General features: G+C 72.1%; 15 protein-coding genes and 1 pseudogene. 12 read left to right on the top strand and 4 right to left on the bottom strand.

Annotation, left to right across the window (positions count from 1 at the left end; genetic code table 11):
• Nucleotides 1-28: 28 nt before the first annotated feature.
• The 8 genes and pseudogenes from Pth03_RS34935 to Pth03_RS34905 all read left to right on the top strand — a co-directional run bounded on the left by Pth03_RS34935 (nt 29) and on the right by Pth03_RS34905 (nt 13,307).
• Nucleotides 29-1,198 (top strand): alkaline phosphatase PhoX, encoded by a 1,170-nt coding sequence (locus Pth03_RS34935; protein WP_203948754.1) that lies wholly within the window; start codon nt 29-31, stop codon nt 1,196-1,198.
• A gap of 15 nt (nt 1,199-1,213) precedes the next feature.
• Nucleotides 1,214-2,296, top strand: a complete 1,083-nt coding sequence (locus tag Pth03_RS34930) for a glycerophosphodiester phosphodiesterase family protein (RefSeq protein WP_203948753.1) — start codon at nt 1,214-1,216, stop codon at nt 2,294-2,296.
• Nucleotides 2,297-2,362: 66 nt separating this feature from the next.
• Nucleotides 2,363-2,470: pseudogene (locus tag Pth03_RS42665) on the top strand (immunoglobulin-like domain-containing protein); the annotation flags it as partial.
• 183 nt (nt 2,471-2,653) lie between these two features.
• Complete coding sequence (locus Pth03_RS41805) at nt 2,654-3,004, top strand: DUF1801 domain-containing protein (RefSeq protein ID WP_239119596.1); 351 nt, start codon at nt 2,654-2,656, stop codon at nt 3,002-3,004.
• Between the two features lie 204 nt (nt 3,005-3,208).
• Nucleotides 3,209-10,471, top strand: a complete 7,263-nt coding sequence (locus Pth03_RS34920) for a non-ribosomal peptide synthetase/MFS transporter (protein ID WP_203948751.1) — start codon at nt 3,209-3,211, stop codon at nt 10,469-10,471.
• Nucleotides 10,472-10,519: 48 nt separating this feature from the next.
• Nucleotides 10,520-11,452 (top strand): pyridoxal-phosphate dependent enzyme, encoded by a 933-nt coding sequence (locus Pth03_RS34915; RefSeq protein WP_203948750.1) that lies wholly within the window; start codon nt 10,520-10,522, stop codon nt 11,450-11,452.
• Between the two features lie 26 nt (nt 11,453-11,478).
• Nucleotides 11,479-12,426, top strand: a complete 948-nt coding sequence (locus Pth03_RS34910) for a fatty acid desaturase family protein (RefSeq protein WP_203948749.1) — start codon at nt 11,479-11,481, stop codon at nt 12,424-12,426.
• A 35-nt stretch (nt 12,427-12,461) separates the two neighbouring features.
• Nucleotides 12,462-13,307, top strand: a complete 846-nt coding sequence (locus tag Pth03_RS34905; protein WP_203948748.1) for an SDR family NAD(P)-dependent oxidoreductase — start codon at nt 12,462-12,464, stop codon at nt 13,305-13,307.
• Between the two features lie 3 nt (nt 13,308-13,310).
• Here Pth03_RS34905 and Pth03_RS34900 read toward each other — a convergent pair whose 3' ends face one another.
• Complete coding sequence (locus Pth03_RS34900) at nt 13,311-14,153, bottom strand: helix-turn-helix transcriptional regulator (protein WP_203948747.1); 843 nt, start codon at nt 14,151-14,153, stop codon at nt 13,311-13,313.
• A gap of 194 nt (nt 14,154-14,347) precedes the next feature.
• Here Pth03_RS34900 and Pth03_RS34895 point away from each other — a divergent pair, with 194 nt between their 5' ends.
• Both Pth03_RS34895 and Pth03_RS34890 read left to right on the top strand, forming a co-directional pair.
• Entirely contained in the window at nt 14,348-14,533 is a 186-nt protein-coding gene (locus Pth03_RS34895; protein ID WP_203948746.1) for a hypothetical protein, read from the top strand.
• A 74-nt stretch (nt 14,534-14,607) separates the two neighbouring features.
• The gene (locus Pth03_RS34890) at nt 14,608-17,574 is read left to right on the top strand and encodes an AfsR/SARP family transcriptional regulator (protein ID WP_203948745.1); all 2,967 of its coding nucleotides are present in this window, start codon (nt 14,608-14,610) and stop codon (nt 17,572-17,574) included.
• 9 nt (nt 17,575-17,583) lie between these two features.
• On the opposite strand, the gene Pth03_RS34885 is transcribed toward Pth03_RS34890, so the two are convergent.
• Complete coding sequence (locus tag Pth03_RS34885; protein WP_203948744.1) at nt 17,584-17,742, bottom strand: hypothetical protein; 159 nt, start codon at nt 17,740-17,742, stop codon at nt 17,584-17,586.
• A gap of 197 nt (nt 17,743-17,939) precedes the next feature.
• Between Pth03_RS34885 and Pth03_RS34880 the strand changes: the two genes are divergently transcribed.
• Nucleotides 17,940-18,890: a DNA polymerase domain-containing protein gene (locus Pth03_RS34880; RefSeq protein ID WP_203948743.1), complete on the top strand. Its 951-nt coding sequence runs from the start codon at nt 17,940-17,942 to the stop codon at nt 18,888-18,890.
• A gap of 71 nt (nt 18,891-18,961) precedes the next feature.
• Complete coding sequence (locus tag Pth03_RS34875) at nt 18,962-20,134, top strand: M24 family metallopeptidase (RefSeq protein WP_203948742.1); 1,173 nt, start codon at nt 18,962-18,964, stop codon at nt 20,132-20,134.
• On the opposite strand, the gene Pth03_RS34870 is transcribed toward Pth03_RS34875, so the two are convergent.
• Both Pth03_RS34870 and Pth03_RS34865 read right to left on the bottom strand, forming a co-directional pair.
• Nucleotides 20,118-20,552 (bottom strand): MmcQ/YjbR family DNA-binding protein, encoded by a 435-nt coding sequence (locus Pth03_RS34870; RefSeq protein WP_203948741.1) that lies wholly within the window; start codon nt 20,550-20,552, stop codon nt 20,118-20,120. The two genes, Pth03_RS34875 and Pth03_RS34870, sit on opposite strands and share 17 nt — an antisense overlap.
• Nucleotides 20,553-20,999: 447 nt before the next feature.
• A partial coding sequence (locus Pth03_RS34865; RefSeq protein ID WP_505874491.1) for an HNH endonuclease signature motif containing protein occupies nt 21,000-21,856 on the bottom strand: 857 nt, incomplete at its 5' end.

The raw sequence follows: 21,856 nt of genomic DNA, 5'->3' as shown, positions 1-21,856 counted from the left end.
ACCGTAGATCGTCAACCGGGAGGCATCGGTGGATCGTCGAACCGTACTACGCGCGGCCGTCATCGGAGCGGGAGGTACGGCGTTCTCCGGAGCGCTGTGGGGCGAGGCCTTCGGAGCCGTCGCCCAGCCGGGTCCCGGCCCGTACGGAACACTGCAGGCGGCCGACGCCAACGGCATCCAGCTGCCGGCCGGGTTCACCAGCCGGGTGATCGCCCGCTCCGGCCGGCAGGTTGCCGGCCACACCTGGCACTGGGCGCCGGACGGCGGCGCCTGCTTCCCCGACGGAAGCGGCTGGATCTACGTCTCCAACTCTGAGATCCCGCTCATCGGCGGCGCGTCGGCGGTGCGCTTCGCCGCCGACGGCACGATCACCTCGGCCTACCGGATCCTGTCCGGCAGCAACCTCAACTGCGCGGGCGGCGCCACCCCGTGGGGCACGTGGATGTCCTGCGAGGAGATCGCGCTCGGCCGGATCTTCGAGACCTGGCCCGGCGGCGGCCGTGCCGGCGAGGAGCGCACCCGGATGGGCCGCTTCAAGCATGAGGCGGCGGCCTGCGACCCCGTCCGGCAGGTGGTGTACATGACCGAGGACGAGGAGGACGGCTGCTTCTACCGGTTCGTCCCCGACACCTGGGGTGACCTCCGCTACGGCCACGTGCAGGTGCTCTGCGCCCCCTCCGGTCAGGTGACCGGCCCGGTGACCTGGCGCGACATCCCCGACCGCGACGGCTTCCCGATTCCCACGCGCCACCAGGTCGGCGCGGCGAAGCACTTCGACGGCGGCGAGGGCTGCTGGTACGACGCGGGCGTCTGCTACTTCACCACCAAGGGCGACAACCGCGTGTGGGCCTACGACGCCGCGAACTCCACCCTCGACCTGGCCTACGACGCCACCCAGGTGACCGGTGGCACGCCCTCGCTCACGGGCGTCGACAACATCACCGGCGCACCCACCAGCCGCGACCTGTACGTCGCCGAGGACGGCGGCAACATGGAGATCAACGTCATCACCGCCGACGGCGTCGTCGCGCCGTTCCTGCGCATCCTCGGCCAGTCGTCGTCGGAGATCACCGGGCCCGCGTTCTCGCCCGACGGCAGGCGTCTCTACTTCTCCTCACAGCGCGGCCCCTCCGGCGACTCCACCGGGAGCGGCGGGATCACCTACGAGGTGACCGGGCCGTTCCGCACCCTCCCCTAACGTCAGGAAGGCGTCATGAGATTGCGCATCATCGCCGCCGCCGCGCTCGCCGTGGTCCCGCTCGCCGCCCTCCCGGGTCCGGCCTTCGCGGACTCCGGCCACGGCGGGCATCACCGCAGGAGTTTCGACCTCCAGGCCCACCGGGGCGGGCTGGGCCTGGTGGTGGAGAGCACGCTCGACTCCTTCGCCAACGGGCTGCGCGTCGGCGTCAGCACCCTCGAACTCGACATCCAGATCACCCAGGACGGCAAGGCCGTCGTCACCCACGACCGCAAGGTGGACGGCCGCAAGTGCCGCGACACCGGACCCGTGACGCCCGGCGACGCCGAATATCCGTACGTCGGCAAATACGTGAACACCCTCACCTTCGCCCAGGTCAGGACGCTCGACTGCGGGTCCACGCCGCTGCCCGACTTCCCCGGCCAGCGGCCCGCGCCCGGCGCCCGCATGCCGCTGCTCAGCGAGGTGTTCGACCTGGTCAAGCGCTTCCACGCGCACGACGTCACGCTGAACGTCGAGACCAAGGTCGAGGCGGGGGCGCCCAGCGAGACCGCCCCCCGTGAGCAGTTCGTCCAGGTGGCCGTGCGGGAGATCCGGCGCGCGCACATGCTCAGGCAGGTCACGATCCAGAGCTTCGACTGGGGCTCGCTCATGCGCATGCGCCAGGTGGAGCCGCAACTGCCGCTCGTCGCCCTCACCAACTACGACTTCCTCCAGACCGGCCTGCCGGGTGCGTCGCCGTGGCTGGGCGGGATCGACATCGACGACTTCGGCGGCGACCCGCTGAAGGCGGTGACGTCCTTCGGCGCTTCGGCCTTCTCCCCCGTCCACGGCTTCCCGCAGAACGGGAAGGTGACCGACCCCGGCTACCAGCCGTACGTGACCAAGGCGATGGTCGCCGAGGCGCACCGGCTCGGCCTGAAGGTGATCCCGTGGACCGTCGACGACGAGCCCACGATGAACAAGCTCATCGACGACGGCGTCGACGGCCTCATCACCGACTACCCGGACCGGCTGCGCACCGTGCTCGCCGCCCGGGGCTACACCCTTCCGAAGCAGTACGAGGGGCCGAAGCGGGGCCTGGGAGATCGCCTCTGATTGTTCGTGCGATCGATGTGACCGATGTCAGCAAAAGTCACATAGCAGACATTTAACCGCTATGAGGTGAGCGACAACAACCCGAAGGTCGCCTCGGTGGATCCGGTCAGCGGCAAGGTGACCGCACACCGTAATGGCACCGTGACCGTCTCCGTCACAAGCGGCGGCGTCACCGGAAGCGTCGAACTCCGGCTGAACGCCGGCCCGGCGACGCGGGGCCCGTCTGCAGGAGATTCGTCACCTCCGGCAGGCGGGCCTTTCGCATCCGCGGCCCCATGCAGGGAAACCCTCCCGCCGAGCACGGCCCTGCACGATCATGGCACTCGACGAGACAGCCGACATTCAGGGAGGTCCCCCGTGAGCAGTGAAGCCGTCGACGAGTTCGTCGAGACCAAGGTGCTGCCCGAGCACCGGAGCATCGTCGGCCTCCTGCGCGACCTCATGAAAGAGTGCGCCCCGGACGCCGAGGAGGTCATCAGCCGCGGATCGCCCGCCTGGCAGGGCAGGAAGCTCCTGGCGATCATCAGTCCCAGCAAGACGCACATCACGTTCGCCTTCGCGCGCGGCGCGGACTTCGACGACACCTTCGGCCTGCTCGACGGCGTGGGGAAGACGACACGGCACGTGAAGATCAAGAAGGTCGACGCCGTGGACAAGGACGCCCTGCGCGACTACATCCGGCAGGCCGTGCGGCTCGACGCCGAGTGATCCCGGCGGTGCCGGACCCCGGCGCCGCCATTCGGACAGTTCTTTCCAGGAATCACGGAGGTAACTCTCAGAGAAGATGAATTTTATTCGGATCTATCTACACGCGTCCCACATTGAGGCTTTGACCACCGTTCACCCGTCTAAGTCGACTGCTTTGTAACGTTCAACCGCAGTCCCCCAGCCCCCCGATCAGGGAGACGTACGGTGAGCCCGGCGCAAGACGTCAACGTGTCCGATGTGGTTCGTTCCAACGGATCGGAGGCGATGCCGCCGCCGGACGTTCTCGACCTCATCGAGGAGCGGGCAAGGAACACCCCGGCAGCGCCGGCCCTGGTCGACACGGCGGGTTCCCTGACCTACGCCGAACTCATGGACCAGGCCGCGCGCCTGAGCGCCGCACTCGACGAGGCCGGGGTGCGCGCGGGCGACCTGGTCGGGCTTTGCCTGCCGCGTGGCCGTACGGCCGTGGTCGCGATGCTGGCCGTCCTGCGCGCGAGGGCCGGTTATGTGCCGCTCGACCCGGCCTACCCGGCCGCCCGCCTGAACCTCATGGTCGGCGACGCCCGGCCCCGGCTCGTGCTCACCTCCGGCGACGGCGAGGCCCCGGAGTTGGACGGCACGCCGGTGCTGCGGCTGACCGGGCTGCCCGAGCGCGCGGACGAAGACCGCGGGACACGGGCGCCGGCAGACGGCCCCGCCTACGTCATCTTCACCTCGGGCTCCACCGGCCGGCCCAAGGGCGTGGTGGTTCCCCGCCGCGCGCTGTCGGCCTTCAGCCGGGCCGCCGCGCAGCGGTACGGCATCGCCCCGGACGACCGGGTGCTCCAGTTCGCCTCGCTCAGCTTCGACGCGAGCGTCGAGGAGATCTTCCCCACGCTCGCCGCCGGCGCCACCGTGGTGGTGCGCGACGAGGACATGATCAGCCGCCCCGACCTGTTCCTCGACCGGTGCGCCGCGCTGGGCGTTACCGTGCTCGACCTTCCGACCGCCTACTGGCACGAGCTCGTCGGCGCCCTCGACCGGGGCGAGGCGGAGCTCCCGCAGGCCGTACGCCTGGTGATCATCGGTGGTGAGGCGGCGCACGCGGCCGCGGTCCGGCGCTGGCAGGCACGGGCGGGCCGCCCAGGTCGAGGTGCACCCGTGCGCCTGCTCAACACCTACGGCCCGACCGAGACGACCGTGGTGGCCACCGTCGCCGACCTCACCGACTGGGCCGGTGACGAGCCGGTGCCGATCGGGCATCCGCTGCCGGGTGTGTCGTGCCGCGTGCTGGCGCCGGACGGCGAACCGGTGGCCGCGGGCGAACCCGGAGAGCTGTACATCGGCGGAGCGGGCGTCGCCACCGGTTACCTGGGCCGCCCCGAGCTGACGGCCGAGCGGTTCGTCCCCGGCCCGGACGGCGCGGCGGAATACCGCACCGGCGACCGGGTCCGCCTGCTGCCCGACGGCGGGCTCGCGTACCTCGGCCGGCTCGACCAGCAGGTGAAGCTCCGCGGTTTCCGTATCGAGCCGGGCGAGATCGAGGCCCGGCTGCGCGAGCTGCCGGGGGTGGCCGACGCCGTCGTGGTGGTCGAGGACCGGGCCGGGCAGCAGAGGCTGGCCGCCCGCCTGCTGACCGCCGGGGGCGGCGAGCTCAACGGCGACCTCGACACCGCGTCCGTACGGCAGGCGCTCGCCCAGACGCTGCCGGGCCACCTGGTGCCCTCGGTGTTCACCGTGCACTCCGCCTTCCCGATGACCGCACAGGGCAAGGTCGACCGGGCCTCGCTGGCCGAGGCGATCGACGACTCCGCCGTCGACGGCGACACAGGAACCGACACAGGACACGACACGGGACACGACACGCCCGAGGACCGGGTCCGGGCCCTGTGGTCGCGGTTGCTCGGCGCACGCGACATCGCCCCCGGCGACGACTTCTTCGCGCTCGGCGGCGACTCCCTCGACGCCATCCGCATGATCAGCGCGCTGCGGCGCGAGCACGGTGCGGAGCTGACCCTCGGCCGGTTGTATGCCGCGCCGACCCTCGCCGCCGTCGTGGAATGCGTCGTGGAATGCGTCGTGGAGCGCGTCGGGGAGCCGGTGCGGGCGTCCGTCCCGCCGGAGTCGCGGCCGGACGCGCAGTCCGACGCGGGCCCCCGGCCGCTCGCCCCGCTGCAGCGCGACTTCTGGGTGGCCGAGCAGGTGTGCGCCGATCTGCCCGCGCACACCCTGGGCATCCGATACCGCTGGGCGGGACGGGTCAGGGCCGACGTCCTGGCCGAGTGCCTCGACGAGCTCGCCCGCAGGCACCCCGCGTTCAGGACGCGGTTTCCGATGGACGGCGACGAGCCGGTCATGCTCGTCGATCCGGAGGGCTCCCTGCGCCTGACCGAGGCCGACCTGAGCGACCTGCCCGCCGGCGAACGGGAGGCCCAGGCCGACGACATGCGCCGCCGAGCCGTACGCGAGCCGATCGACCTCGCCGAAGGCCCGCTCGCCCGCGTGCTGCTGCTGCGCACCGGCGGCGACGACGAACTGCTGCTGATCGTGCACCACCTCGTCTTCGACGGCTGGTCGGCCGGGGTGTTCGGCGACGAGCTGGCCGCCCTGTATGAGCGCCTGGCAGCGGGCCGCACGCCGGACGACGCGTCTCCTGCCCTGGCGCCCGACCTCGCCCGCCGCCACGCCGAACGGGCCGCGGACGCGGCCCTCACCGCCTACTGGCGGGACCGCTTCGCCGGGGCCGACCTCGACCTGGAACTGCCCGCGGACCGGCCCCGTCCGCCCGTGCGGTCCTTCGCCGCAGGCCGGGTCTCCCGGACGCTCGACCCCGGCCTGGTCGACCGGCTCCGCGAGGTGGGGCGGGACCATCAGGCCAGTCTTTTCATGGTGGTGCTGGCCGGTTTTCAGGCCGTCCTGCACCGCTACACCGGCCGGTCGGATGTGACCGTGCTCGCGCCCGTCGCCGGGCGGACCGACGCCGGCCTGGAGCGGCTGATCGGGGCGGCCCTCAACATCCTTCCGCTGCGCGGCGACGTCGGCGGCGAGCCGACGTTCACCGAGCTGCTCGCCCGGGTGCGCGCGTCCGTGGTCGCCGACCTCGACCACCAGGACCTCGCGCTGCCGGACGTCATCACCGCCACGGGACGGCCGGCCAGCGGCAACCGCAACCGGCTCAGCCCGGTCATGCTGACCGTGCACAACACGCCCGCGCCCGGCGGCCTCCTGCGGTACGCGGGCGAGGTGCCTCCCGCGGCGACCATGGTCGACCTCGCCGTCGGGCTCGACTTCCCCGTGGACGGCCCGGTCATGAGCATCGACTACGCCGCCGAGCTGTTCGACGCCGAGCGGGCCGGCGCGCTCCTGGACCACCTGCTGACCCTGCTGGCGGCGGGCGCCACCACGCCTTCGACGCCGGTCACCCGGCTGGAGCTGCTCGACGCGGCCGAGCGGGACACGATCCTGCACGCGTGGAACGACAGCGCGATCCCGCTGCCGCGGGCGGTCACCGTGCACGAGCTGTTCGAGCGGTGCGCCGCGGCGACCCCGGACGCACCCGCGCTGACCTACCGCGACACGACCATCGGCTACGGGGAGCTCAACACGCGGGCCAACCGGCTGGCCCGCAGGCTGCGCGCGCACGGTGTCGAGCCGGGCACGCGGGTGGCGATCTGCCTCGACCGGGGAATCGAGCTGTTCGTCGCGATGTGGGCGGTGCTCAAGGCGGGCGGCGCCTACGTGCCGCTGGACCCTGCCTACCCCGCCGACCGGCTGCGCTACATGCTGACCGACAGCCGGTCGCTCGCCCTGATCACCCGGCTCGACCTGGCAGGAGCGCCCCCGGCGCCGGACGGCGTCGCGGTCGTCGCCCTCGACCGCGACGCCGCGGAGATCGAGGCGCTCGGCGGTGAAGACCTCCCGGCGGTCAACACGGCGGCCGACCCCGCCTACGTCATCTACACGTCGGGTTCGACGGGGCAGGCCAAGGGCGTGGTGGTCGGTCACGGCAACCTCGTGCACGCGGTGGCGATGTGGCAGCACGCCTACCTGCTGGAGCCGTCGTGGACCTACCAGCAGGCGGCCAGCTTCTCCTTCGACATGTTCGTCGGCGAGACGCTGCGCGCGTTGTGCACCGGAGGCCGCCTCGTGGTCGTGCCGCGCGAGGTGCTGCTCGACCCCGCCGACCTGTACGCGCTGATGCGCCGGGAACGGGTCGAGTCCACCGAGCTGGTGCCCGCGGTGCTGCGGACCCTGCTCCGGCACGTCGAGGCCGAGGGGCAGCGGCTCGACTTCGTCAGGTTGCTGATCGGCGGCGGCGAGAAATGGCACGTCGGCGAATACGAACTGGCCCGCAGGCTCGTCGGGGAGACCGGCCGGGTGGTCAACGCGTACGGCGTCACCGAGGTCACGGTCGACAACGTCTATTTCGACGGCGACGTGAGCGGCCTGCCTCAGGACGCGCCACTGCCGATCGGCCGGCCGTTCCCCAACAACCGCGTGTACGTGCTGGACGCGCACCGGCAGCCGGTGCCCCCGGGAGTGGTCGGCGAGCTGTATCTCGGCGGCGTCGGCGTCGCGCCCGGCTACCACGACCGCCCCGAGCTGACCGCCGACCGGTTCGTGCCCGACCCGTGGTTGCCTGGCGCCCGGATGTACCGGACCGGCGACTCGGCGAGGTTCCACCGTGACGGCACGGTCGACTTCCTCGGCCGCCTCGACGACCAGGTCAAGGTCAACGGCTACCGGGTGGAGCTCGGCGAGGTGGAGGCCGCCATCGGCGCGCTGCCCGGGGTGCTGGCCTGCGCCGCCGCGGTGCACCCCCTGCCGTCCGGCATCGCGCAGCTCGTGGGCTACGTGGTGGCACGGCCGGAGGACGAGGTCACGGAAACCTCGGTCCGCGAAGGGCTCGCCGCCACGCTGCCGGTGCACATGGTGCCCGCCCGGGTGGTCGCGCTGGCGAAGCTGCCGCTGACCCCTAACGGCAAGCTCGACCGGCGGGCGCTCCCCGCGCCGCCCGACACCGGCGCGGCCCCCGCGGGAACGGCGCCCCGCACCGCCACGGAACGGCGGATCGCGGCGGTGTGGCGCGAGGTGCTCGGCCTGCCGGACGTCGGGATCGACGACAGCTTCTTCGCCCTCGGCGGCGACTCCTTCACCGCGCTCCGGCTGGTCAGGCGAATCGAGCCGGCGCCGACTTTGGTGGAGCTCTACCAGCATCCGACGGTACGCGGCCTTGCCGCCGTGCTCGACGCCCGCCCGGCGGCGGGCGACCGGCCGCGGCGGCTGCTGCACCGGCTCACCGACGCCGCCGACCCCGGGCCGGGCGGCGTCACGGTGGTGGCCGTGCCGTACTCGGGCGGCAGCGCGATCGCCTACCAGCCCCTCGCGGCGGCACTCCCCGACGAGTGGGCGCTGCACGCCCTGGAGCTGCCCGGCCACGATCGCGGCCTTCCCGACGAGCCCCTGCTGCCGGGAGCCGAGGTGGCCGCCCAGGTGCTCCCCGAGCTCAAGGAGCTGAGCGGGCCGATCCTGCTGTACGGCCACTGCCTCGGTGTGGCCGCCACCGTGGAGATCGCCAGGCTCGCGGAGGAGTCAGGGGTGGAGATCCTCGGCGTCGCCCTCGGCGCCGGATTCCCGACGGCACGGCTGCCCGGGCGCTTCTTCGACTGGTTCTACCGGCTCATCCCGAGCGACCGCTTCACCTCCGACCGCGAATACATGGCCTACCTGCGGGGCCGTGGGGGCTTCACCGATCTGGACAGCCCGGAGGACGAGGCGTTCGTGCTGCGCAACGTCCGGCACGACGCCCGCGACGCCGAGGAGTACTTCACCGCGGCCTACCAGGACGGCGACCAGCGGCGGCTGCGGGCGCCCATCCTCAGCGTCGTGGGGGCCCGCGACCGCGTGACCGAGCACTACCAGGAGCGCCACCACGAGTGGGAGCACTTCGGCGACGAGGTCGGCCTCGCGGTGCTGCCCAAGGCGGGCCACTTCTTCGTCAAGAGCCACGCCGAGCCGCTGGCCGGCGTGCTGACCGAACATGCCGACCGGTGGCGTGGCCGTACGGAGCCGGAGCCGGCCGAACCCCCTGTCGCCGAGGCGGCCGCCGACGCGCCGCAGCCCGCGCGGCGGGTGGCGCCGAGCCTGTCCCGGTTCGCGATCGTGGCCCTCGGGCAGTTCATCTCGATGATCGGCAGCGGGCTGAGCACGCTCGTGCTGAGCATCTGGGTCTTCCAGCGGACCGGTTCCCTCACGGACTTCTCCGTGATCAGCGCCGTCGGCATGCTGCCGGGCATCCTGGCGGGCCCGCTCGCCGGAGCCGTGGCCGACCGCTGGGACCGGCGCAGGGTCATGCTCGCCAGCGACGCGACGGCCGCCGTCGCGATGGGCGTGCTGGGCCTGCTGGTCTTCGGCGAAGGCCTGGCGCTCTGGCAGGTCTACCTCGCCGTCTCGGTCACCTCGATCGCCGGGGCGTTCCAGCGCCCCGCCTACCTCGCCGCGGTGGCCCAACTGGTGCCGAAGCGCTATCTGGGGCACGCCACCGGCATCACCCAACTCGGGGTCGGGGTGGGACTCGTCTTCGCCCCGATGCTCGGCGCCGGGCTGATCGGCCTGATCGGCATCTCCGGGGTGATCCTGCTCGACGTGCTCACCTTCTGCGTGGGCGTGGCCACCCTGCTGACCGTGCGGTTCCCCGACCTGCTCTTCCGGCGGCGGGAGGAGACCTTCCGCCGTGAGATCGCCAACGGATGGCGCTACATCACCCGCAGGCCGGGCCTGCGGGCAGCCCTGCGCTTCTTCGTCATCGACCACGCCTTCTACACCCTCGGCTTCGCGGTGATCACCCCGATGCTGCTGATCGAGCAGTCGCCGCTCGCGCTCGGCGCCGCGCTGGCCGCGGGAGGGGTCGGCGGCCTCGCCGGAAGCATGGTCATGGGGCTGTGGGGCGGCACCGCGCGCCGCGCCAACGGAATGATCGTCTTCATGGGCGTGGCCAGCCTGGCGATGTCCCTCGTCGGCGTCGGCCTCCACCCCGCCTTCGCCGTGGCCGGCATGTTCCTGCTGACCTTCGGCGAGTCGATGGCCGAGGGCCACTGGATCGCGCTGATCCAGACCAAGGTCGGCTTCGAGCTGCAGGGCCGCGTCCTGTCGATCTTCATCACGATGATGATGCTGACCATGCCGCTCGGCTACCTCGTGGTGGGGCCGCTTGCCGACCACTACGTCCAGCCCCTCCTGGAGCCCGGCGGCGCGCTCGCCGGCTCGGCCGGCCTCGTGATCGGCACCGGCCCCGGACGCGGGCTCGCGCTGCTGGTCGTCGTCAGCGGCCTGCTCCAGCTGGCCTGGGCCGTACGCGGCTGGTTCAACCGCCCGCTGCGCTTCGTCGAGGACGCGCTGCCCGACGCGCTCCCGCCCGCCGAGATCGGCGACCGTGACGAGCTGCAGCGCGAGGCGGACGCCCTGCTCGCCGCCGCCACCCGCGACTGACTTCCTTTCGAACCCCCCGGCCCTCTGGGCCCGCATCTGAGGAGCAGCATGTCCACGCAAGCCCCGCCGAACTCCGTCGCGCCCGTCGACGCGTACGGCACGCCACTGATCGACGCCTCCGCGCTCATCCCTGGGCTCGCCCCCGGCGCCCGGGTCCTCGTCAAGGACGAGACCCGTTACGCCTCCGGAAGCCACAAGGAGCCCGCGGCCCGGGCCGTCATCGCCCGTGCGGCGGCCGACGGTCACCGCCGCGTCGTCATCGCGACCTGCGGCAACTACGGCCGGGCGATGGCGATGGCCTGCCGTACGGCGGGCATGGCCTGCACGGTCGTCCTCCCCGAGGGCTGGAGCGACGGCGGCGCGTGGATGCGCGAGCAGGGCGCGAACGTGCACCTGGTGCCCGGCAGCTACGAGGACGCCGTGGACGAGTCCCGCCGCCTCGCCGAAGCGGACGGCGCGGTCGACGGCAACGTCGACGGGCCGTACGTGGACGCGGTCTTCGAAGGGCACGGCGTCGTGGTGCCCGCGCTGCGTGCCGCCCTCGGCGAGCCGCCCGCCGCACTGTGGATCCCCGTGGGCAACGGCACCACGACGATCGCCGTGCACCGGCAGGTGCGGGCGCTCGGCTGGCCGACGGTGATCAACGGGGTGTGCTCGGCGGGCAACAACCCGGTCGTGACGAGCTGGCCCGGCGAATACACGATGTTGCCGCCGGACGGCGTCACCACCACCGACCACAACCAGCCGCTGGTCAACTGGCACGCCCTGCAGGGGGCCGAGGCGATGACCGCGATCGCCGACACCGGCGGGACGGTGTACGGCGCCGACGACGAGCAGCTGCTCGCGGCCAGGGCCGCGCTGGCCGGTTTCGGCGCCCACCCCACCGCCGCCGGGTCGGTCGCGATGGCCGGCCTGCTCGCCCACGCCGAGGCCGCGGGCGGACTGTCCGGCACCCACGTCGTGCTGCTCAGCGGACGTTGACCGGCTCCGCGCCATCGGGAGGAATCATGACCGCAACAACCGTCGCCGGCCCCGCGCTGCTGTACTCACGGACCAAGGTGGCCTCTGCCGACCAGGCCGTCTTCGTGGTCAAACTCGCCGTGCTCGCCGTGCTCACCGCGGCCGGCGTGGTTCTGGCACTGCGCCCCGAACCGCTGATGGTGGCCGTGGGCGTCGTGGTGCTGGCCGCCATGTACACCCACGCCGTCGAACTCCAGCACCAGTGCCTGCACCACTCTGCCTTCCGCCGGGCGTGGCCGCACCGCCTGATCGGGGTGCCGCTCGGGATCCCGCTCCTGGTCGTCTACAGCCACTACCGGCTGCGCCACCTACAGCACCACCGCTACCTGGGCACCCCGCAGGACACCGAGTTCTTCGGATTCGACACCCGGGGGCCGCTCACCGTCGGCCACCTGCTGCGCGGCCTGATCGACTATCCGCGGCTCGGCTCGGTGCTGGCGGACGTCGTGCGCGCGGCCACGGGCCGCTGGGCCTACCAGTTCGGCCCGGTCAGCCCCGCCATGCGCCGCCGCATCGTGACCGAGCACGTGATCCTGGGCGTGGTCGTGCTGGGGGCGCTCGGCGTCGCCCTGGCGGGCTACTGGAGGTACCCCCTGGTGTTGTGGGTGCTGCCCCTCATCGTGGCCGTGCCGATGCACTTCCTCGTGGAGCTGCCCGAGCACGTGCTCTGCGACACCGAGAGCACCGACGTGCTGCGCAACACCCGCTCGATCCGCGGAAGCCGGCTGAGCACGTGGTTCACCAACGGCAACAACCTCCACATCGAGCACCATGCCGCGATGAGCGTCCCGATCAACCGGCTGCCCGAGCGGCACGACGAGACCCGGGCCTACGCCGTGCACGTCGAACGCACCTACGCCGACTTCTACCGCACCCTGTGGACGGCGCTGCGGCAGCCGGGACAGGACCGGCCGGGACAGGACGGCCCAAAATAGGGTCCTGACAACAGTCCCGAGGAAATCAGGTCGCAATGTCGTCTGAACAACGGTCGGTCGTGGTCACCGGCGCCTCGACCGGCATCGGCCGCGCCTGCGTCGCCCTGCTCGCCGGCCAGGGCCATCACGTGTGGGCGGCGGTGCGCAGCGCAGCGGACGAGGAGTCGCTGCTGCGCGAGCATCCCGGCCAGGTGAGCGTGCTGCGGATGGACCTCACCGACGAGGCGTCCGTACGCGCGGCGGGCGAGCGGGTGCGGGAGGCGGGGCCGTTGCACGGGTTGGTGAACAACGCGGGCGTGGCGCTGGCCGGGCCGCTGGAATACCTGCCCCTGGAGATCTTCCGGCGGCAGATCGAGATCAACCTGACCGGCCAGCTCCTGGTGACCCAGGTCATGCTGCCCGCGCTGCGGCAGGCCCGCGACGCGGGCGCCCACCCGCGGATCGTGATGGTCGGCTCGATCGGCGGGCGGATCGCCGGCCCGATGCTCGGGCCGTATCACGCGGCGAAGTTCGGCCTGGCCGGGCTCACCGACAGCCTGCGGGCCGAGCTGGCCCCGTCCGGGATCGGCGTGGTGCTGGTCGAGCCCGGCAAGGTCGCGACGCCGATCTGGGATCGGGGCGTGGCCGCGGGCGACGACCTGATCAAGGAGCTTCCGGAGGAGGCAGGACGCTACGCCGAGATGATCAGCGCGGCCCGCGCCGACGCCATGAAGTCCGCCGCCCGCGGGATCCCGCCCGAGCGTGCCGCCGCCCTCGTCGTCGGCGCGCTGACCGGAGCGCGGCTCCGGCCGCGCCTCCTCATCGGGCGGGACGCCAAGCTGGCGGCCACGGTCGTGCGGCTGCTGCCGTACACGCTGCTGACCCGGCTCACCGGCCGATGACGCTCAGCCGGGCAGCGCGGTGAACGAGCCCCGGCCCGTGATCAGACGGGCCAGCGCGCGTTCCGACGGGCTGCCCGGCTCCACCTGGAAGACGATCAGCTTCTGACCGGGTGCGCTGTCGATGCTGAACACCTCCATGTCGGTGATCACGTCCCCTACCCGGTGGTGGTGGAACCGTACGGGCGCGCGGGTCCTGCCCTGCACGTCGTAGCGGTCCCACATGCGGCGGAAGTCCTCGCTGCCGTCCGACAGCTCGTCGATCAGCTCCTGCAGGAACGGGTCGCCGCCGTCCATTCCCGCGTTCGCGCGCAGGTGGGCCACCTTCGAGCTGGTGTCGTGCTCCCAGTCCAGGTAGAAGTCGCGCGCGACCGGGTTGAGCAGGGCCAGCCGGAGCAGGTTGTCACTGTGCTGCAGCCCCTCGTAGAGCGCGACGGCGACCTTGTTCTTCGCCAGCACGTCGAGCCGGCGGTTCACCACGTAGGCCGGAGCGAGCGTCCAGCCGTCCATGAGCCGCAGGAGCCGCGAGTCGACCACGTGGTCCTGGGAGGCCGGACGGCGACGGGAGTGCTTGGCGCGCGCGAGCTCGTGGAGGTGTTCGGTCGCCTCGTGCCCGAGCTGGAAGACGACCGCGAGGGCGTCGAGGACCTGGTCGGACGGGCTGCGTTCCCTGCCCTGCTCCAGCCGTGTGTAGTAGTCGATGCTGATCCCCGCCAGCATCGCCACCTCTTCGCGGCGCAGCCCGGGCGTCCGGCGTCGTGGTCCGATGCTTCGCAGCCCCACCTGGTCGAGGGTCGTGACCCGACGCCGAGCGCGAAGGAACTCGCCAAGTACGCTCTCGCCGTCCATGCCTGACAGGTTATGACGGAATCCGGTCAAAAGGGTGGTCGCGTTACACCCATGCATCCACGTCCTGGTCGTACTCGACAGGTAATCACCCTGTAAGAAGCGCCAAGCCTTGTTCGGCCAGGTTTGTCCGGAGCATGGAAGTACTGTGTGCTGGCGCGGGCGACACGGCGTGCCGCGCGGATCGGAGCGGGATCATGTGGGTTCGCGGCGTCGTCGGCGTCCTTTTCATCTTGGTCGGGGGCATCTGGATCGCGCAGGGCACGGGCGTCCTCGGCGGCTCGATGATGTCGGGCCACGGGCAGTACGCCGTGCTGGGCGCGATCGTGGCGCTGATCGGCGTCGCCCTGCTGGTGTGGGCGTGGAGGAAGCGGAGCGGCTGACCGGTATTCCGCGCACTACCGTGATCGGGATCAACCGGGCTATCCTCGCCGAATCCGGCTGAGGGGAAGCTTCGATGCGTTTCCGGGTACTCGGCGACGTGACCCTGGTCGTCGACGGGCATCCGGCCCCGTTGTCATCGCGGCGGCAGGAGCAACTGCTCGCCCTGCTCGTCTGCGCGTGGGGACGCGTCGTGCCCGCCGAGACGCTGGTCGAGGCCATGTGGGGCGACCACTTCGGGCCGCGGGCGGGCAAGAACCTCCAGGTGCTCGTACACCGGCTGCGCAAGTCGCTCGACGACCCCGGCCGCATCAGGCACGACCGGTCCGGTTACGCGTTGTCGGCGCTCGCCGAAGAGGTGGACGCCTGGCACTTCGCTGAACTGGCCGAGCAGGCCAGGCGCGCGCTCGACCGAGGCGACCTGCCGTCCGCCGCCGATCTGCAGAGGGACGCGCTCGCGCTGTGGCACGGCCGCCCCTTCGCGGGGCTGGACGGCATCCCCTCGCTGGACGAGGCCGCCGAACGGCTGGAGCAGGACCGAAGGCGGCTGCTGACTGAGCGCATCGACGCCGACCTGGCCCTCGGCAGGCATGCCGAGATCATCCCCGAGCTGATCTCGATGGTGGCGGAGAACCCTCTGGCGGAGGCGGTGGGAGCCCGGCTGATGCTGGCGATGCACCGGGCCGGGCGGCGCACCGAGGCGCTCGACGCCTACCGGCGCATCCGCGCCGCGCTGGCCGGGGAGCTGGGGCTGGAGCCGGGAGCGCAACTGCGTGCGCTCGAGCAGGCGATCCTGCGCGGCGACGCGGACGCCTCCCTGGACGCCGGCCCGGCCCCCGGCCCCGCCGCGACCACCAAGGATCCGGCTCCCGCGCCCGACCCGCCGCCGTTCATGCTTCCCGCGCCGGTCGGCGACCTCACAGGCCGCGGCCGCGAGCTGCGCCGGCTCACCGCGATGGTGCGCGGCCCCTCCTCCGGCGGGCCCGTGATCTGCGCCGTGTCCGGCATGCCGGGAGTGGGCAAGACCGCCCTGGCCGTACAGGCCGCGCACGAGGTGCGCGGCGACTTCCCCGACGGCCAGCTGTACGTGAACCTGCGCGGGGCGAGTGCCGAACCCGTCGAGACGTCGCAGGCGCTGGCCCGGTTCCTGCGCGCGCTCGGCATGCCCGGCACCGCGATCCCCGACGGCCTCGACGAGCGGGCCGAGGCCTTCCGCGCCCGGCTGGCCGGCCGGCGCGTGCTGGTGCTGCTCGACGACGCCGCCGACGAGGCGCAGGTCGAGCCGCTGATCCCGCCCGAAAGCGGCTGCGCGGTGCTGATCACCAGCCGGGCCGCACTCACGGCCGTGCCCGGCCTGCCCGGCACCCACCGCATGGTCCTCGGCGTGCTGGACGACCCCGCCGCCGTCGAACTGCTCGCGACGATCACCGGGCGCGGCGAGCTGGCCGAAGACGCGCAGGCCGCCACCCGGCTGGCCGAGCTGTGCGGACGGCTCCCCCTCGCACTGCGGATCGCCGGGGCACGCCTGGCCGCGCGCCCCCACTGGACGGTGGAACGGCTGATCTCCCGGCTGGCCGCCGAGCGCGACCGGCTCGACGAGCTCACCCATGGGACCCTCTCGGTGCGCGCGAGCCTGGCACTCGGCTACTCCGGGTTGCCCGAGCGCAGCCGCGTGCTCTTCCGCCGCCTCGGGTTGCTGGAGACCCCCGACTTCGCGGGATGGGTCGCCGGGCCGCTGCTCGACGCCGAGACGCGTGCCGCGGAGGACGTGCTCGAAGGCCTGGTGGAGGCCAGGCTCGTCGAATACGCCGGCATGGACGACCTCGGCGAGCCGCGTTACCGGGTCCACGACCTGGTACGGCTGCACGCCAGGGAACGCGGGGAGGCCGACGAGCCTCCGGGCGCCTCGGCCGCCGCGCTCACCCGGCTGACCGGGGCCTACCTCGCGCTGGCCGAGCTGGCCCACCGGCGGCAGTACGGCGGCGACTACACGGTGCTGCACGGCGACGGCCCGCGCTGGAGTTGCGGCGAGACCACCGCCTCGCGGCTGCTGGAGGACCCCGCCGGATGGCTGCGCGCGGAACGGCTCGGCCTCGTGACCGCCGTCGAGCAGGCCGCCGCACTGGGGCTGAGCGAGACCTGCTGGGACCTCGCGATGACCGCGATCACGCTCTTCGAGGCGCAGGGCCTGTTTGACGACTGGCGGCACACCTCCCAGATCGCCCTCAGCACGGCACGGCGCACCGGCGACGTGCGCGGCGAGGCCGCGATGCGTTATTCGCTCGGCACACTCGACCTGTTCCGGCAGCGCTACACGGCCGCCCGCCCACACCTGGACGCCGCGCTCGCGCTGTTCCAGACCGTCGGCGACCGCCACGGCCAGGCGCTGACCCTGCGCAACGCCGCGCTCATCGAACGCGTGGAAGGACAGGCGGGAACGGCGCTGCGGCGTTACCGTCCCGCGCTGCGGATGCTCCGCGAGGCCCGCGACCGGCACGCCGAGGCCCACGTGCTCGGAAGCATCGCCCAGATTCACATCGAGCTCGGCCGGGCCGTCGAGGCCACCGGGCTCCTGGAGACCGCCCTGGCGATCTACCGCGACCTCGGCAACGTGCGGGGCGCCGCGCAGATCCTCAACCGGCTCGGCACGCTTCATCTGGCCCAGGGCAGGGCGGCACAGGCGGGGGACGCCTTCCACGAGGTCCTGACGTCCGCCCAGTCGGTCGGCGACAAGATCGGCGAGGCGTACGGCCTGCTCGGGATCGGCGAGGCCCGCCTGCTGGCCGGCGACCTCGACGCCGCGGACGCTCGGCTCGAGGCCGCCCTTGAGATCGCCGACGAGGTGGGCGAGCCGTTCCTCGCGGCCCGGGCCAGGCTGGCCGCGGGACGCGTCGCCGCCTCTCGCGGCGACCCCGGCTTGGCCATGACGCTGCTCAGCCGGGCCGCCGAGTCGTTCGAGGAGATCGGCCTGTCCGTCTGGCGCGAACGTGCCAGGCAGGAGCTTCATGCCGTCAGCACGGCACGGCCGGTCTCCCCGCACTGACCCGCGGCCTCACTGACCGTTGCCGGGATTGGGCTCCATCCAGTGGCTGTCGCAGCCGTACTTCTGGGACGCGCACGGGCTGTCGACCGCGGAGGCCGGGGTGGCGCTCCCGCCGAGCACCGCCGCCACGACGAGGGCCAGTAGCGCCGCCGCCGTCTTCTTCTTCATCGGTGTTCCTCTCGAGTCGGTCAGCCTTTGATCGCGCCGCTCTCCCGGCCGCACGCGCGGCCGAGAGAGCGGCGTAAAGGCATCACCAGCACCCCCGTGTCCGGTGATGCCGCCCCGTGGCGATCAAGGCAAACGTACAGAGGACCGGTTTCACGGGGGTTTCACGGCATGTCGGTGCCTTGTGGCATGGTGAACGAATGGCGACCGACGAGGTGCGGGACGACGTGCCGCTCACCAATCTCGACCAGCCGCTGTTCGACGGGGCCGGCGCGACCAAGCGCGACCTGGTCGACTACCTGGACGTCATGAGCGACCGCGTCGTCGCCGCTCTCCGGGACCGCCCGCTTTCGGTGGTCCGGGTCCGCGCGGGGCAGGAGCCGTTCATGCAGAAGAACGTCCCGAAATACGCCCCCTCCTGGGTGCGCACGGTCACCGTATGGGCGGAGACCTCGAAACGTGAGGTCTCCTACGCCCTGTGCGACGACCGCAGGACCCTGTTGTGGTTCGCCAACCAGCGGGCGGTCGAATATCACCCCGGGCTCGTGCTCGCGGGCCGGTGGGACCGGCAGACGCACCTCGTGCTCGATCTCGACCCTCCGGAGGGCGACGCGTTCGGCCTTGCCGTACGGGCAGCCCATCTGGTGCGCCAGGCGCTGGCCGACGCCGGCCTGGCCGGAGCGGTCAAGACCAGTGGCGCCAAGGGCGTGCACGTATTCGTCCCGATCGCGCCGGAGACGGACATGGCGGACGCGGCCGCCGCCACCCGCGCGCTCGCCGCGCGGGCCGAGCGGCTCGACCCCGCGCTCGCGACGACGGCCTTCATCAAGGAGGACCGCGGCGGCAAGGTGTTCCTCGACTCGACCAGAGCCGGCGGCGCGACGGTGGTCGCCGCCTACAGCCCGCGCATACGGCCCGGCGTGCCGGTGTCGTTCCCCATCGCCTGGGGCGACCTCGACCGGGTCTCCCCCGCCGACTTCACCCTGCACACGGCGGCCCGCCTCGTCGGCGACGGCGATCCGTGGGCCGATCTCATGCCCGAACCGCAAGCGCTGCCCGCCGACCTGATCGAGGAGGGACACACCATCCCGATCGCCCGGGTCCAGGCCATGCACGAGGGGAAACGGCGGGCCCGGGCCCGCCGGGGCTGATCCCGGCTCACCTGCCCGGGGACAGGAACAGGGCTGTTGCAAACGAGTGCATAGCCGTTACAGTGCAGAGCATGCCGCTGATCGCCACCCCCGGCGTGGGTACGCCTCCACCCCCGTTCACCGACGCGGAGATCCACCGCCGGAGCGCCGCGGTGCACGAACTGGCCGCCCGGCACGAACTGGACGTGGTGGTCGCCTACGGCGCCAACCGGTTCGGCAGCGCGGTGCCCTGGCTGACCGGCTGGCAGGTGACCCGTGAAGCCGTGGTCGTGTTGCGGCCCGATGAGCAGCCGACCCTCCTGGTGGGCTTCCCCAACCATGTGCCGAACGCGCGCAGGCTGGCCCGGGACTGCCACGTCGCCGGGCTCGGCGAGCGCACACCGGACACGGTCGTGGCCGCCCTCGGACCGGCACGCCGCATCGGAACGATCGGCCCCGTGCCGGTGCGCCTGCGCGCCGCGCTCGACACCGTCGGGGCCGTGGTGGAGCTGGACGCCGAGTACGGCGGGCTTCGGGCGCGCAAGAGCGGCGAGGAACTGGCCTGGCTACGGCATGCCGCCTCGCTCACCGACCTGTCGGGCGCTGCGCTCGTCTCGGCGGCTGTGCCCGGCGCGACCGAACTCGACCTGATCTCGGCGGTCGAATCGGCGTACGCGGGAACCGGGGCCGAAAACCATATTCACTATGTGGCCTCCACCCCGATGAACGCCCCCGACCGATGCGCCCCCGGCCAGTGGGCCACCTCTCGCCGGCTGGCCGCGGGATGGGTCGTGGTCTTCGAACTCAGCACCACCTGGGGCCCTGACTACCCGGGCCAGCTGCTTCGCACCGTCACCGTCGACGCGGAGCCGACCGCCCTCTACCGGGAACTGCACGACGTCGCCGACGCGGCGTTCGCGGCCATCTCCGGCCTGCTCCGCCCCGGTGTCCGGCCTGCCGAGCTCCGCGCGGCCGCCGACCTGGTGCTCGACGCGGGTTTCACCACGGTCGACGACCTCGTGCACGGACTCGGCGGCGGCTACCTGCCCCCTGTGCTGAGCCACCGGTCCGAACCGTCCGGGCGTGACCTGCTTCCTCTCGAAGAGGGCATGACGGTCGTCGTACAGCCGAACGTCTGCACCCCCGACCTGCAAGCCGGTGTGCAGACCGGCGAGATGTTCGAGATCACCGCGGACGGCGCGCGATCTCTGCATCACTTCCCCACCGGTCTCCTGCGCGGCACCGCGATCAGCCTGACTCGTTGAGGCCTGACGCTCCCGTGTCCGATGCCCTGAAGCCCGACGTACTCAAATAGGCGGCCGCAAGACGCTTCGGCGCGCGATCCAGCCACGACTCGGTGATCAGCTCTTCCAGCTCGGGCACGGACATGAGATCCAGCCGCATGAGGACGGCCGGGTAGCCGTCGAAATGCGGCGTAGTGAAATAAGCGTCCCCGCCGCTTGCCAGCAGGGCCTCCTTCACGCCCAGATCCTGCACGCGCACCGCAAGGATCGGCCCGTCGGGAGCGGCTTCCCCGAGCGCTTCGAGGTCGCCACGCCGCAAGGGCCGCTCCCAGGCGAACAGCTTGTCCTTGACCCGCCACTGGAGCACACCCCGCGACGACTGCTCAGTCGTCTCAGGCAGAGCCAGCGCGATCCGGCGTACGTCATCCCACACCGCCATGTGCCACACCCTAAGCAGTCATCGGCGACATCGCCCGCCAGTCGCATCGCGCGGAGAGATCAATGGCGCGAGAGGATCGGGGCGTGGAGGGCTCGGGTGGGGGTCTGGGCACGGGCTTTCGCTGGCTGTTCTGACTAGCTGTTTCGACTGGCGATCCCGGCTCGGTTCCGGCTCGGTTCCGGCTCGGTTCCGGCTCGCTGTTCCGGGCGGCGTTCCGGGCGGCGTTCCGGCTGGCGACCCTCAAGGCGCGCGCGGAGCTCACCGCGTAGTGCGTGGGCCTCCGGCAGCCACAATCGAACCCTTCGGCGAAGGCGGCGACTCGACGCGCACGTAGCGGCTGGATCTGCATACCGATTGAGGTCGGTCTGGTGTCGGCCGCCGCCAAGCCCGCCTTGCGGCTGTCACACGGCGCGCCATCATCACCGGCAGCGCATGCCCCGGTGGGTGTCAGAGTGGGTCTCCGCTGGTGGGCGGCCCTGTGGTCATCCCGCTGGTGGTCGTCCGGCGGTGTCTGGTGCGGTAGCGGGGGCCGGTGTAGGTGAAAGCCCACCGGTCCTTGCCCTCCCTGCGCCGCACATAGCGTTCTGGATGCCGGTAGCGATCACGGTTGTGGTGCTGGCACGCCGGTCCAAGAAGCTGGAGGTCGGTCAGTCCGCCGTCTGCCCAGTTGTCGGCGTGGTCGATCTGGCACAGGGTCGCGGGGAGCGGGCAGCCGTCGATCCAGCATGTGGAGTATCGGGCGAACACGGCTTTGCGCTGCGGCTTGGTGGCCAGCCGTACACCCCGGCCCATGTCGAGGACTTGACCGTCGGCGTCCATCACCAGCCGCACCAGCGTGGAGGTACGGGCCAGCCGTTCCAGGTCGGCCAGCGACAGCAGTTGACCGGTAGACAGCAACAGTCCGGGCACCTTCCACCGCAACAACCGGCGTTCCGCTTCTGCAGTGTCCGCTTGCTCGTGGTGCCTGCGCCGGGTCCGGGAGGAGGCGTGCGCGGATCCTTCACGCGGCCGACGGGCGGCGTCATCGCTGCCGTGGTCCTGGTGGCCTTCGCCGTCGTCCGCGCCGTTTGCCTCGTCGTGGTCCGTGAGGTGGCCGGCGTTCGCAGCGTGATCCTCGGCATCGTCGGTGGGTTCGTCGGCGTTCGCGGCATCGTACGGGTCGGCAGTGTCATCCATGGAGTCGGTGGGGGCGTCCGAGCCGCCAGCACTGTCCATCCCGACCGGGCTGTCCGCCCCGTCGGGGTCGTCCAGGTCGGCCACGTCGTGGTTCGCGTCGTCCTCGTCGGCCGGGTGGTCGGCGGGGG

It is taken from the genome of Planotetraspora thailandica (genome assembly GCF_016863335.1).
Classification (GTDB): domain Bacteria; phylum Actinomycetota; class Actinomycetes; order Streptosporangiales; family Streptosporangiaceae; genus Planotetraspora; species Planotetraspora thailandica.
The sequence above is the reverse complement of the archived record's forward strand: the minus strand, read 5'-3'. Positions and strand labels throughout refer to the sequence as shown.